The organism is Clostridium gasigenes (assembly GCF_900104115.1).
GTDB lineage: Bacteria > Bacillota > Clostridia > Clostridiales > Clostridiaceae > Clostridium > Clostridium gasigenes.
Window position 1 is genome coordinate 259358 of sequence record NZ_FNJM01000001.1, and the last position, 15173, is coordinate 274530.

At 27.2% G+C, this 15173-nt stretch carries 12 protein-coding genes; all 12 read left to right on the forward strand.

Annotated elements, in window-relative coordinates:
• The first annotated feature begins 193 nt into the window (after nt 1-193).
• The 12 genes from BLS77_RS01255 (at nt 194) to BLS77_RS01310 (ending at nt 14956) form a co-directional block, all read left to right on the forward strand.
• Entirely contained in the window at nt 194-1159 is a 966-nt protein-coding gene (locus BLS77_RS01255; protein WP_089965023.1) for an arsenic resistance protein, read from the forward strand.
• Nucleotides 1160-1240: 81 nt separating this feature from the next.
• A complete protein-coding gene (locus BLS77_RS01260; RefSeq protein WP_089965025.1) occupies nt 1241-2368 on the forward strand; it encodes a vWA domain-containing protein in 1128 nt (375 codons plus the stop codon).
• Between the two features lie 261 nt (nt 2369-2629).
• A complete protein-coding gene (locus BLS77_RS01265; RefSeq protein ID WP_089965027.1) occupies nt 2630-3436 on the forward strand; it encodes a hypothetical protein in 807 nt (268 codons plus the stop codon).
• 149 nt (nt 3437-3585) lie between these two features.
• Complete coding sequence (locus BLS77_RS01270) at nt 3586-4266, forward strand: Crp/Fnr family transcriptional regulator (protein ID WP_089965029.1); 681 nt, start codon at nt 3586-3588, stop codon at nt 4264-4266.
• A 152-nt stretch (nt 4267-4418) separates the two neighbouring features.
• Nucleotides 4419-6056, forward strand: a complete 1638-nt coding sequence (gene hcp, locus BLS77_RS01275) for a hydroxylamine reductase (RefSeq protein ID WP_089965031.1) — start codon at nt 4419-4421, stop codon at nt 6054-6056.
• A gap of 450 nt (nt 6057-6506) precedes the next feature.
• Complete coding sequence (locus BLS77_RS01280) at nt 6507-7187, forward strand: manganese efflux pump MntP (protein WP_089965033.1); 681 nt, start codon at nt 6507-6509, stop codon at nt 7185-7187.
• 209 nt (nt 7188-7396) lie between these two features.
• Nucleotides 7397-8356, forward strand: coding sequence for an alpha/beta fold hydrolase (locus BLS77_RS01285; protein ID WP_089965034.1), 960 nt, complete (start codon nt 7397-7399; stop codon nt 8354-8356).
• 424 nt (nt 8357-8780) lie between these two features.
• Nucleotides 8781-9719 carry an ABC transporter ATP-binding protein gene (locus BLS77_RS01290; RefSeq protein WP_089965036.1) on the forward strand — a complete coding sequence of 313 codons (939 nt, stop codon included), beginning with the start codon at nt 8781-8783 and terminating at the stop codon, nt 9717-9719.
• Between the two features lie 11 nt (nt 9720-9730).
• The gene (locus BLS77_RS01295; RefSeq protein ID WP_175490728.1) at nt 9731-10477 is read left to right on the forward strand and encodes an ABC transporter permease; all 747 of its coding nucleotides are present in this window, start codon (nt 9731-9733) and stop codon (nt 10475-10477) included.
• Nucleotides 10471-11448 (forward strand): ABC transporter permease, encoded by a 978-nt coding sequence (locus tag BLS77_RS01300; RefSeq protein WP_089965040.1) that lies wholly within the window; start codon nt 10471-10473, stop codon nt 11446-11448. The genes BLS77_RS01295 and BLS77_RS01300 overlap by 7 nt, the downstream gene beginning before the upstream one ends.
• A 26-nt stretch (nt 11449-11474) precedes the next feature.
• Nucleotides 11475-14036 carry a LuxR C-terminal-related transcriptional regulator gene (locus tag BLS77_RS01305; RefSeq protein WP_089965042.1) on the forward strand — a complete coding sequence of 854 codons (2562 nt, stop codon included), beginning with the start codon at nt 11475-11477 and terminating at the stop codon, nt 14034-14036.
• Nucleotides 14033-14956, forward strand: coding sequence for a class I SAM-dependent methyltransferase (locus BLS77_RS01310; RefSeq protein ID WP_242873906.1), 924 nt, complete (start codon nt 14033-14035; stop codon nt 14954-14956). The genes BLS77_RS01305 and BLS77_RS01310 overlap by 4 nt, the downstream gene beginning before the upstream one ends.
• Nucleotides 14957-15173: the final 217 nt, after the last annotated feature.

Consider the following 15173-nt stretch of genomic DNA (forward strand, 5'->3'; position numbering starts at 1 on the left):
GATATATTAGACTGTGACCTTTGAGATAAGTCAGCATAATGCTGGCTTTTTTCTTTTAAATAAATTTAGAAGGGGACTCCGTAGATATTCTACTTATTGATAATTATTATCACATGTGATAACATTGAGACTAAACATGATTTAGGAAACTGAAAAATGATAACTATTAATTGACCGAAGAGGAGACAGCGATATGAATGACATAAATAAGTTTCAATCAGGGATTTTATTACTATTAATATTTATAAGTGTATTACTTGGACAAGTTAGTATAATTGGATTAGCAGCTGGATATGTTATAATTCCAGCTTTAATAATAATGTTATTTTTATTGTTTATTCAAATCCCTATAAGTGATATAGGGAAATCTATTAAAAATATTAAATTTACAGCAATAACAGTAGTAATTAATTTTATATGGACACCAATATTAGTATTTTTACTTGGAAGGGTATTTTTAAGTAATGATCCAGATTTATTAATTGGATTTGTTATGCTAATGGTTACCCCATGTACAGATTGGTATTTAATATTTATAGCCAGAGCAAAAGGAAATAGGGCACTTGGAGCGTCACTTCTACCATTAAACTTTATTTTGCAAATAATATTACTTCCTTTATACATACTAATAATAGGAGGAACTAGTGTTAAGTTAGATGTAGTGAATTTACTTACTAGTACTATTGTAAGTTTATTAATACCCTTAGTTTTAGCTTCAATATATAGAAAAATAATATTATCTAAAAAGGGTGAAAACTATTTTGAAAAAGTTATTTCGAAAAAAGCATGTAAGTTTCAAGGCTGGTTTTTGAATTTAGCAATAGCCACAATGTTTGCATCCCAAGGTAGATTACTTATAACAAATCCACAAGTATTATTTAAATTATTAATACCTATTTTACTATTCTTTATAATAAATTTAATTATAGGACAATGGATAGGTAAACTATTTAAATTACAATATGAAGATAAAGTAGTTTTAAAATTAACTACACTTGCAAGAAATTCACCCATTGCACTTGCAATAGCAGTGTTATCATTTCCAGATAAACCAATAATAGCATTAGCATTAGTAATTGGACCATTAATAGAGCTACCAGTGCTCTTAATAATATCAAGTATATTATTAAAAGGGAGAAAAATTGCTAAAGTAATATAGTTATTTTAAAAATTCAATCATTAAAATTACATTTTTAGAGTATAAATTTAAGAATGTAAAATTTTGATGGGGGAATTTATTGTGGCTGTATCCAAAGTAGACACAAAGTTTATTGGAAGAAAAGAAATTCAAATTTCAGATATTGAAACAAAGGAATGTAACTTTTATTCAATTAAAACTGTATCTGAAATTAAAGAAACTGTAAATCATCATATACTTTTAGTTGATGTATCGGGAAGTATGTGTTGCGAAATTGAAGAACTTAAGGTTAGGCTTAAATCAACATTAGATGCTTTAAGAAAAAGCGGGAATAACTATGTTTCAGTAATACTTTATTCTGGACATGAAGAAACTTTTAGAATTATTAATGCAGTTAAATGTGATTTAATATCTTTTAGAATGGCTCAGGTATATGAAACTTTAGAGGAAGAAGTGTATGCAAGAGGAATTACGGTAATGTCTAGGCCTTTAGAAGAATCTATAGAAATTGTAAAAACATTAGCAGGTGTATGTGATAAGCACCATATAGTTTTATTTACAGATGGATATTTAGTGCCTAGTAAATGGAATTGCATAGTTGAAGAAGAAAAATGTTTTGCAATTGCAGATATATGTAATGAGAAAGGAATATTCTTAGATGCAATTGGGTTTGGGCAATATTATGATAGAGAATTTCTTTTAGAGCTTGTAAGGAGAGGAAATACAGGAAGGTTTATTCATATTGATGAAATTATTGATTATTATAAAACTATTGTAACTATGGCGCAAGAAGTAAACAATAAAGAATTAATAGATTTTAGCATTACAAATAATGATTATTTTATTATTAATGAAAGTACTAGAAAGAATAAGCCTGAGATTATAAAAGTATTGAAAAATAATGGAGAAAATATAATTGTAGTTTTTAATGAAGAAATTATTATTAATGATAAAAAAATAAAGGCTACAAAAAAAGAAATGCCCGAAGAGGCTTTAGAGGACTTCTTTTATGGATTGGCTTTATATCATGTTATTAATGAGGATATAGAAAGCGGAGAAGTTGCAATAGCACAAACACAGGATATAGGGGCTTATGCTTCTTTAGCAAACTGCTATTCCTTCTTAGAGAAGGGAAAGATAATTAATTTATTAAATAAACTAATTGAAAGTAAGGATAAAAGATTTAAAAAAGGTAAAGTAAATATAAAAGTTCAATCACTAGAAGAGTAACCTTTATGCCTTTTAGAAGTATTAAAGGAAATACTTGAGGATGAGGAGTCGAAACTTCTTTGGGATTATAAATATAAATATAAAAGAATAGGGGTAAAGAGTAAAAGTATAGAAGATGAGTATAAATTTATTTATCCAAAGGAGGGATATGGGAAAATAATAAATCTTTCAATAGGATCTAAAAAATTAAATATTGGAGTTAAAGTTGAAATAAAAGGAGAAGTACAAAATACTACTAATAAGTTAAAGCTAGATGCGGTAGTGTATAGAGATTATAGTCTTATTGTTAATGGTAATATAAACACAACACAACTATGGTGTGAATTATCTAAAGAATTAAAAACTAAGCTTAGAAAAGAAAAAATAATTAAAAAGACAATAAAATCAGAACACCGTGAAATTTCTATTTTAGATTTAACTAAGCTTAAGGCAACAAATAAAAGATTATTAAAATCATTAAACAAAAATGATTTAGCTAAAGCTATCTATGACATAGAAGTTTTAGAATGCAAGCAATGGGCTGTGAAAAAGCAAATAGATGAATTGTTTAAAATTGGGAATGCTGAAAAAATAGATTTAGTAGATATGTCAAAAGAAGAAATTCAAATTAGAAAAATGTTTAGAGTAGATAAAAAGGGAACTTATATACCTCTCAAAGTATTACATGAAGAAACTGCTGCCTGTGAAATATACACTGCAAAAGTTTTAGAGTGGAAAATAGAAAAATTCCCTAAAAAGAAAGAACAAGAAAATGCATTGGCAAAGTATAAAGAATTACTTAAACAGGAATCTAGAGATCCTTATGAAGTTTTAAGACATGAATTATATATTGTTAAAAGAGAACTTAATAAAAAAAGGGATCTTGTTAATTTAGTTAGGTTATCAAGTGGGTTAATAGGTAAATCGATATTTTTATGGGAAGAAGAATTTGAAAAACCTAAAAAGGAAAATGATAAAAATTTAAATATTAACATGATAGTATCAGAAAAAATGAATGTAAGTATAAAAAATATAGATGGAATTAAAATAAGACAAGATAAATATAACATGTTAACTAAATGCACATAAAAAATAGATTGGTAAATTGGTTTGTTATTTTTTGAAAATACCTTATAATAGGTTTTACAAAGGTAAAAATAGAAGTACAATATAATTATAGTATAAAGAGTACGGAAATTTGAAAAAATAATTAAATATATTGATATGAAGGTGAACAAATGGAAGAGTATTTAGAAGTGCTACAAAAATGTAGTATTTTCAAAGGCATGGAAAATGAATATATAAAAAACATACTTAAAGAGAAAAACTATAAAATAGTTAATTATAATAAAGGTGATATTATAGCTATAGAGGATAGTGAATGTGAATATATAGGTATAGTTTTAAGTGGTAGTGTAGAAATTGAAAATATATATGAAAGTGGAAGAAGTTTAACAATTCAAAGGTTTATAGAAGGTAGTACATTTGGAGAAGCGATAGTTTTTTCAACAAGAAAAACCTATCCAGCTACAGTAATGGCATCAGTTAAAAGTAATATAATGTTTATACCAAATAATACCATTGTTGAATTGTGCTCTAGTGATAAAAATTTTCTTTGGAACTTTATGTCCTTACTAAGTGAAAAAGTTCTAATGATTAATAACAAGATGAAGATAATATCTCTTTCTAGTATAAGACAAAAACTTGCGAAATTTATTTTAGAACAGGTTAATATTCAAAAAAGTGAAAAAATAAAACTTAATGTAAACAAAAAAGAATTAGCAGAATATCTAGGCATTCAAAGACCATCGTTATCAAGGGAACTTATAAGGATGCAGGAAGATGGCATTTTAGAATCTAATAAAAACGAAATTAATGTTTTAGATATGAACGCCCTTAAAGAAATAATGTGCAAATAAAATATATATTTTAAAATCCGTAACATATGTTACGGATTTATTTCGTATATGGAACTATAATGAGTATATGAAATAGACCTAAAACATATTAAAAAGTAAAAACATTATTACTTTAATAGTAATAAATAAATATATCAATGGAGGTTTCTATTATGGATAAAAAGATGTTTTGTTTTCAGTGTCAAGAAGCAGCGGGATGTACAGGTTGCACAATAAAGGGTGTTTGTGGTAAAACACCAGAACTTGCAGGGTTACAAGATTTATTAATATACACAACTAAAGGATTATCAGAAGTAGCAGTAGAAGCAAGAGCAGAAGGAATAAAAGTTTCAGAAGAAGTAAATCATTTAGTTACAATGAATCTTTTCAAAACAATAACAAATGCAAACTTTGATAATGAGGTATTTTATAATAGTATAAGAAATACTTTAAAAGTTAAAAATGAATTATTAGCTAAAGTAACTAATAAAGATAATATTAGAGCAGGGCTATGGAGTGGCGTAACTAATGAAGAATTTGAAGTTAAGGCTAAACTAGTAGGTGTACTAGCTACTGAAAATGAAGACATTAGAAGTTTAAGAGAACTTGTTATTTACGGATTAAAAGGATTATCAGCATATTTGAAACATGCAAATGTACTTGGTCATGATTGCGAAGATATATCAATATTTATGCAAAGAGCATTAGCAAAAACAACAGACAACAATGTTACTGTTGATGAATATGTAGCATTAACTTTAGAAACTGGTAAATTTGGTGTTGATGGAATGGCTTTATTAGATACAGCTAACACTAAGACTTATGGTCACCCAGAAGCTACAAAAGTAAATATAGGAGTTAAATCAAAGCCTGGTATATTAGTTTCAGGACATGATTTAAAAGATTTAGAACAGTTATTAGAACAAACAAAAGATACAGGAGTAGATGTGTATACTCATTCAGAAATGTTACCAGCACATTACTACCCAGAATTTAAAAAATATTCAAACTTAGTAGGAAACTATGGTAATGCATGGTGGAAACAAAAAGAAGAATTTGAAAGCTTTAATGGACCAATACTTATGACTACTAACTGTATAGTTCCACCAAAAGATTCATATAAAGATAAAATATTCACTACGGGAGCTTCAGGTTATGAAGGCTGCGCTCATATAAATGCGGATGAAAATGGTAAAAAAGATTTTAGCAAAATTATAGAATTAGCTAAAAAATGCATGCCACCAGTAGAAATAGAAACAGGAGAAATACTTGGAGGTTTTGCACATAACCAAGTTATAGCTTTAGCAGATAAGGTTGTTGATGCTGTTAAAACAGGAGCAATTAAGAAGTTCTTTGTTATGGCAGGTTGTGATGGTAGAGCTAAATCAAGAAACTACTACACAGATTTTGCAGAGGCGCTTCCGCAAGATGCAGTTATATTAACAGCAGGATGTGCAAAATATAAATATAACAAATTAAACTTAGGCGATATTGGCGGAATTCCAAGAGTTTTAGATGCAGGACAATGTAATGATTCATATTCATTAGTATTAATAGCTTTAAAATTAAAGGAAGTATTTGAATTACAAGATATAAATGAACTTCCAATAGCTTATAACATTGCATGGTACGAACAAAAAGCTGTAATAGTATTATTATCATTATTACACCTTGGAGTGAAGAATATTCACTTAGGACCAACACTTCCAGCATTCCTATCACCAAATGTAACAAATGTATTAGTTGAAAACTTTGGTATAGGTGGAATAACAAATGTAGAAGATGACATGAAAATGTTCATGGATCTATAAAATATAATTAATAAGATTAGAATATATATTTCTAGAAAATAGGATTTAAAATAACTTTAACATCGGGCAACCTTTGTTAAAGTTATTTTTATATTTATTTTCAAATAGATACTTTGTTAATGAAACTTATAAGTTTAACTTGAATATATATATAAATATTGGTATTATTAGATAGTTAATTAAATAGATACTCATTTGTATAGGGGAGTAGTTAGCTTTGAATAGTTATTAAGTCAACATAATGGATGTAAATCCTGGCTTAATATTAAATAACGAGACTTATACGTAGTTTTGCGCTACGTATAAGTCTCTTTTATTTTGCAAACTATATATGTATTTTCCAATACAAGGCTCTAGTCCATCTACGAAAAACCTCCATACTTTAGTGTGGAGTAGTTTAGTTGGAGATGCTTTAGTTTTAAATTATTAAAAGAAAAAAGGAGATCTAAAATGGGATTATTATCAATATTTATGACAGCAATAGGACTATCAATGGATGCAGTTGCGGTTTCAATTGCAAAGGGAATGACAGTAAAGAAAAATTTACTTAGAAATGCTATAAAAATAGCTTTGTTCTTTGGAGTATTTCAGGGGGTAATGCCATTAATAGGGTGGTTTGCAGGGAGATATTTTGAAAACTATATTAAATCATTTGATCATTGGATTGCATTTATATTATTAAGCGTAATTGGTGGAAAAATGATATATGAATCACTTAAAGGGAATAAGGAACGAAAAGAAAATAAACAAGATGAAGTACGAGAAATAGATAAGATAGAAAAAGAAGATAAAATAATTGAAATACAAGAAGAAGTTAGTTTAGATAGAGATATTTGCGATAAACAATGTGAAATTAAAAGTGAAGAACTAAGCCATAAAAGTTTAACAATACTAGCAATTGCAACAAGCATAGATGCATTAGCTGTAGGAGTAAGTTTTGCATTTTTAGAGGTTAGCATAATTCCAGCAGCAACTATAATAGGATTAACAACATTTATACTATGTATAGCAGCAGTACTTATAGGTAAAAAATTAGGATGTATTCTTCAGAAATATGCAGAAATTATTGGTGGGGTAATATTAATAATTATCGGAATTAATATATTAATTGAGCATTTATTTATGAGTTAAATAATTAGTAAAAGACAAAGTAATTAAAGTAATGGATTGGAACCAGAAATAGATATAACCTTCACAGTATAGAAATATATTGTGAAGGTTATATTATTATTAAGATAGAATGTTCAAGAATTAATTGGGTTAATATGAAAAAAATGTTATAATAAAAAGATGGAAAATAAGAGATATATCTAAAGAATAAAATTGGAGGATGCAATCATATGAGAAATAAGAATAATAGAGCAATTTATTTTGATGAGTATATTGAAATTAATGGTATATTACAGTATCTTTATCACTGTGGAACAAATGAGGAAAATCCTGTAATGTTATTTTTACATGGGGGTCCTGGATCTGTGGAATCCTTGTTTGCTCATGCTTTTCAGGAGAAATGGGAAGAAATTTATACAGTGGTTCACTGGGACCAAAGAGGGGCTGGAAAAACTCTTTCTAAAAACCAAAGGGAGGAGCATTATCCAACAAGTGATTCTATTATGGAAGATACTTATGAGATTGTTCAATATTTAAAGAAAAGATATAAGAAAGAAAAAATTGTGATATTTGGTCATTCTTTTGGTAGCCTTTTAGGTAGCTTGTTCACTTTAAAATATCCAAATGAAGTAGAATATTATATTGGTGTTGGGCAAGTAGTTAATATGTTAGAAAATGAAAGAGTCGGCTATGAAAAAATTAAGGAAGTAATTATAGAAAGTAATAATAAAAGTGATTTAAAGAAGCTTGAAGCAATTGGAGACTATCCGGGTGAAAATTTTGATTGTAATTTTCTGAAAAGTATTAAAAAATTAAGACATCTTCAGGAAAAGTATAAGTTAGCAGTTGCGCCTACATTAGGTTTAATTTTACTTGCATTTAAAAGTCCAATATTTAAACTAAGTGATATTATGGCACTTAGAAATGGTATGAAATCAAATAAAAATTTATTTAATTACTTATGTAAATTTGATCTTTACGCATACCCAAGCAATTATGATGTGCCTATGTATTATATTTTAGGCGGTGATGATTGGCAAACACCGTACGTTTTAGCTGAAAAATACTATGAAATTGTTAAGGCTCCTAATAAGAAGTTCTTTAAAATTCCTAATGCAGGACATTTGACAATGATAGACCAACCTGAGCTGTTTTTTGATGTCATGAAGGAAATTAGATATACAAATTAAAGTGTATTAAAAATATTTGTTTTTAATACACTGAGTATAGAAGCAATTAACAGTGTGTCAAAGATAGAATGTATACCAACAATTAAATAAATAACTTTCTTAAATAATGGAGAAGAAAATATAGGGGGATTTATAATAAGTGGTGAAAAATCTGTTGGAACAATAGATGGAGACTACACAATAAGTAGAATAAATGAAAATGGAAAGATAAGAATAAAATGTGACTATTAATTCTAGATAGAAAATAAGAAAAGTGTAGTAGCTAAATTATGAAATCCACGACAGTAGAAATGTCGTGGATTTTTTTATGCTGAAAATTAATAACTTAATATTTTTAAACCCTAAGTATAAAAAAAATCAACCTTTCGGTTGATTTCAAATATGAATGTAAAATATATAATGATATTACAGGAGTTGATGTTAGATGAATAATATTATTGAAGTAAGGAATTTAGAAAAAAGCTATAAAGACAATAAGGTGATTAAAGGTATAACATTTGAAGTTGAGAGAGGTGAAATACTTTGTTTCTTAGGACCAAATGGTGCAGGTAAAAGTACTACTATAAATGTTCTTATAGGTGCACTTGGTTATGACAAAGGGGATATATATTATAAAAATAGAAAAATAGTTAATGATGATATGGAATTTAAAAAATGTCTTGGAATAGTACCACAGGATATTTCATTGTATGAGGACATTTCAGCTGAGAAAAATATCAGGTTTTTTGCATCACTTTATGGACTAAAGGGGAAGGAACTTGATGTTAAAACAGAGGAGGCTCTAGAGTTTGCAGGTCTTACAGATAGAAAATTTGACAAGGTAAAAACATTCTCAGGGGGAATGAAGAGGAGACTAAATATTGCCTGCGCAATAGCTCATAACCCTGAGGTGCTTATAATGGATGAACCAACTGTAGGCATAGATCCTCAATCTAGAAATCATATATTAAGTTGCGTTAAAAAGATGAGAGATAAGGGAATTACTATTATTTATACAACTCATTATATGGAAGAGGTCGAAGAAATATCAACAAGAATAATAGTAATGGATAAGGGCGAAATAATAGCAGAGGGGACAAAGGAAAAACTTAAGGAAGAAGTAGTTAAATACAAAAAGCTTATTATAGATGCAGATAATTTAGAAAATGTTGACCTAGAAGAGTTTTATAATATTGAAGGTGTAAAAAAAATTAGAATAAATGATGATAAAATCGAAATTGAAACTATAACTGGAATAGAAAATTTAGATAAGATAATTATTAAATTAGTTAATATGGGCGTTGCAATTAGAAACTTAACATGCAAAACAGCCAGTTTAGAAAATGTATTTTTGAGCCTAACAGGCAAGACTTTAAGAGATTAGAGGTGAAGTTAATGTATAAGTTTTTACAGATATTAAAAAGAGACTTTCTGAACCTAGTACTAAATCCTATGTGGAGTTTTTTCAGTATTGCATTCCCATTTCTCCTTGTACTAATTCTTGGGTTTTTAAATAGTGGTGCATATGGAAGTGAAGTTACTTCATATGATTATTACGGTATAACTATAATGATATATATGATTTTTATGTCATCTTGTTTATCTGCAAACAGTTTTATGGAGGAGCGTATAAAAAAAGGTAATATGAGACTTATATATGCGCCTTTACCTAAAAGTTATATTTATATTTCAAAAATAGTAGCGGCATTTAGTTATTCAGCTATTTGTGACCTATTACTAATATTAACATTAAAGGTAGTTTTGAATATTAATTTTGGTGGAAATAACATTATTTATATTATACTATTATTAATAATTTTTCAAATTTTAGCATCGATACTTGGAGTACTGCTTTGTATAATATTTAAAAGTGAAAACACTGCAAATCAGGTTCTAAATATTTTTATAAATGTATTTGCAATTTTAGGTGGATTATTCTTTAGAGTTGATTCTTTAGGAAGCGTAGTAGAAAAAACAAGTTATATATCACCTATAAAATGGATTGTTAGCAGTGTTTTTAGAGTAATCTATGATAGGGATTTTACTTATTATATACCTACAATAAGCTTTCTAATATTTTTATGCGTACTAGGTTTAATTATGTGCAAAAGGCTGTATAAAGGAGAGGACTATATATGCTAGTATTTATTAAAAACCATTTTTATAGAATGATAAGTAAGAAAAATTATATTATTATTTCTTTAGTAATGACAATAGTAGCAACATCCTTAGCGGTGTTATTAACCAAAAAAATGGAGGTGAAAGGAACACTTGCTGTGGTGACTTCAAGTAGTAATGAGAATCTAAAATCTAATTATGTAAAATTTTTATATATGCAAAAAGAACCAAATGAGTCAGATTTAGTGACTGGAAAGTACGATGGAGTAATAATAGATAAAGGTAATGGAAATTATGAAGTTAATACTATAAAAGGTGATGACTTTAAAAAATTAATAGAGGAAGTTATAAAGGATCCAGAAGGGTTTAAACCAGAAATTAAAAATATAAGAGGCATAGGTACTAATATTTTAGGGTTTCTAGAAATATTTATATTGATGCAAACAGTTACGTATATGTTTTTACTTGCAGAGGATAGAGAGCAAAAGCAAATAGAAAGAATTGCAACTTCACCAATTTCTATATTTAAATATATGCTTTCTTATTTCATATCAATATTTTTATTAGTATTAGTGCCAACATTTTTTGTTATTGTAATAGTTAAATATATATTTGGAATTAGTATAGGGTTTAGTCTAATGCAATATGTTGGATTACTTAGTTTAATTTCATCACTAGGTATTTCTTTTGCAATGCTTTTAAATTCATTATTAAAGGTTGGGGATACCGCTAATATGTTAGGGTCTTCAATTGTTACTTTAACAACTATTTTATCAGGAAGTTTTTATTCATTTGAAGGTGGTAATAAAATACTTGAAAGTGCATTATGTATATTGCCACAAAAAGATTTTTTAAGTTTCGTGCAGGGTTTAGAAAGAGGTACAAAAATATCTTCAATGATTCCACAATTAGCTTATATATTAATTTTAATATTGGCATTTTATATAATATCTTCTATAAAAATAAAAAAATATTACATTCTTGCAAAGAAATAATGTAAAATATTCACAAGGGTGATGATATGATATTAATGTCAACAAAATTGAAAATGCCACAACCAAGAAATAGTTATATAGTTAGAGAAGAGCTTTTTTCAAAACTAGAGAAAATAGATGAATATAAAGTTACGTTAGTTAAAGGTGGAGCAGGTGCTGGGAAAACTACATTAATTACTACCTTTGTTAAGGAAAATAAAATATTAAATTTAAAGTGGATATCTATTGATGAGAGTTGTAATAATGTATTTATATTTTGGAATTATTTTATTGAAGCAGTAGGAGAATATCTAGGAAATGCAAAACAGGATTTTCTATCAATGCAGGATTCTAATTTTCAAAAGGAGAACATGGAAAAGATTATTACACTTTTAATTAATAATCTAGATGAGAATGAAGATATATATATAGTTTTCGATGATTTTTACTATATTACTGAAGAATTTTTACTTCATACCATAGATTTTTTCATAAAGAATACTTCACATAATATTCATATAATTATTATTACTAGACATGAGCCAACCTTATATTTAGGGGCTTTAAATATGGAAGGAAACCTTCTTATAATAGACGATAATGATTTTAAACTTTCTTTAAAAGATGGATTTAAATTTTTAAGACAAACGCTGAAGTTAAACCAAAGTGAAGAAAATTTAAAATTAATAAATGAAGTTTCAGAAGGTTGGATTGGAGGTATGCAACTTATTGCTGCAGCTGTAGGGTGTAAGAATAAAAGTGAAATAATAAATTTAAATCTTAACAATAGGATGCTAGGTGAATATTTAACAAAGGAAATTTATGAGTTTCTAAATGAAGAAGAAAAGGGATTTCTGGTTGTTACATCTATTCTATCATATTTTAATGAAGAAATTTGTAGTAAACTACTAGAAAATATTAAATATAAGAAAATGATAGAAGGGCTTATTGAGAAAAATATTTTAATAATATGTATAGATGAGGAAAACGGTATTTATAGATATCATAATATTTTAAAGGAATATTTAATAGGTAAATTTAAAGAACTTAAAAAGGAAGATCAGTGGGATTTACATTTTAATGCAGCAAAAATATTAGAAGAACTTGGTGATTACAATGAATCTTTAGAACAATTAATTGTATCTAAAGGATATAATGAGGCAATGGAATTAATAATAGATGAATCTAATAATGTATCAATATTTTCATATATTGATAGGATTCCAATAAGGTTTATTATAAAAAATCCTAATTTTGCATATCAAAGTTTTTTTTATTATTATGTCAATATGGAATTTGAGAAGTGCATGGAACTATATAATCTTATTAAAGAGTATATAGATAAGGATATTCTTTATTCAGCATTTAAATTTTCAAATATGTTTATAGAGGATACATTTAATATTAATTATATTAATGTAATGACAAGCTCTGAAATTGATAGTCTTCTATTAAAAGACATAACAAAGTCTATTATATTAATTAAAGATTCTACTTATTTATATGTACAAAGTAAGTATAGGGATGCTTTGGAATATATAGATAAAGCGATAGGTTATGCTAAAAATAAGGAAAAATTCTATTTGGAATTTTTCGCCTTAAGTAATAAAACTCAAATACTTGAGGATCTAGGCGAATTCAATAAATGTGAAGAGATTTATAAAGAAATGGAAAAAATCAAAGGTTTAAGTAGAAAGCTCTTTATATTATCAGCAAGTTTTGATATAGGTATCACGGGTATTCACTTAAAGCGAATGGATGTAAAATCTGCAGAAAAATCTTTAAAAAATGTTGAAGAGTGTATTTCGAAAGATGTTCTTCCATTAAATAGGGCATACAAGTATAACTTAGCAGAATATAAATTTATAATTGGAGAAGTTAAAAATGCAGTTAATTTAGTTAATGAAATCATTAATGATGAAAATCAAAATAATCTAGTGTATTTAGCAAGATTATTAAAATATTATTTTAAGGAAAATAAATACTCGGGTAAATATATTTTAGAATTTATGACTAGTTATGAAAGCTTAGTACAAGAAAATAGGACATTAGAAAGCAAATTTGTTTATGCTAATATATTAGGAAGCAAAGATGATTTTGAAGAAGCGATTATTATGGCTGATGAAATTCTAACCTGTTCCCGTAAAAACAATATAAAACTAAAAATTGTAGAGGTAGTACTTTTTAAAATTAGAATGTTGTTTATTATGAAGGGAAACAGTAGAGAAATAATAAATCTATTTAAGGAAGCGATATTTTATAGTTACGAAGATAAAATACTTCAACCTTTTTATGTTGAAAGTGATATTGTAGCTAAGGTAATAAAGGATTCCAATAGTGAGATATATAGTTGTTTGAGTTCAAGTGAAAAAATATATTATAAGGAAATAATGAAGTTATGTAATATCAATTCAAAATCTGTATTAAGCCAAAGGGAAATTGAGGTGTTAAACGAAATAGCAATAGGGTCTTCGAATAAGGAAATTGCAGAAGTACTGTGTATTTCATTAGCAACAGTTAAATCACATATTATTAATATATATAGTAAGCTTCACGTCAATAATAGAATATCAGCAATTGAGGTTGCTAAAGATAATGACTATATATGAATTCAATTATAGTTAAAAATAAGAATGTTGCCAAGGCTCGAAAGAGATTTTGGGGTACTGTTGAGAAATTTGATTATATGGTTATACAAAGTAATGTAAGCAAGGGGGTATATATTGTGGATAAGGTTAGAGAATATTATGATAGTAATGCAGAAATGGAATGGGAAAGGCTTAATAATCCATATAGTATTGTTGAATATAAAAGTACATTATTTTTAATAGATAAGTATTTTAGTAATGATGGAAGCGTTATTGATATTGGTTCAGGACCAGGTAGATATTCAATAGAACTTTTAAAAAGAGGATATGAAGTAGATCTTTTAGAGATATCGCAAGAAGAGTTAAACATTGCTAAAAATGAAATTGAAAAATTAGGATTAAAGGCAAATAATTATTACTGTAGAAGTGCAATAGAACTAGAATGTTTTGAAGCTGAATCGTATGATAATATATTAGTAATGGGACCTATGTATCATCTTCATATTAAAGAAGAGAGGCAAAGAGTTTTAAAAGAAGTATATAGAATTTTAAAGAAAGATGCAGTAGCGATAATATCATATATAAATACCTGGGGAGCGATTAAAGCAGCAGTAACTGAGTTTCCACTTGAGTTTGATAATAAAAATAAATTTAAAAGATATATGAATGGAGATTTAAGTTTTTCAGAAGAAGAAAGCTTTACAAAAACTTATTTTACAACAGCAGAAAAAGCTTTACAGGAAGTAGAAGAGGTAGGATTTGAAATAGTATCATATGCTGGTGCAGAAGGATTTCTTAGTGGAATTTCTACAGATATTAAAAAACTTGCAAATAGTAACAAAGAAATATATGAAAATTTTATCAACGCAGCAGTAGAAACATGTGAACTAAAACAATATAGAGATGCTACGGAACATATTAATATTGTAGTTAGAAAGTAGAATGAGTTTAACTATGTAGAATAAGTAACTACATGGTTTCTTCTATATGTATTTCTAAATACATTGATTCAAAGAGAGAATTAAATGTGAAAATAAATGGGGTATTTACAAAAAAATGATTTCATCCTAATATTTAGGATGAAATTAGATAAACTTTTGTATGATTAGTACGAAAGTATTAATAGAGTATTAGTAAATATGATATGTAATGGGAAAT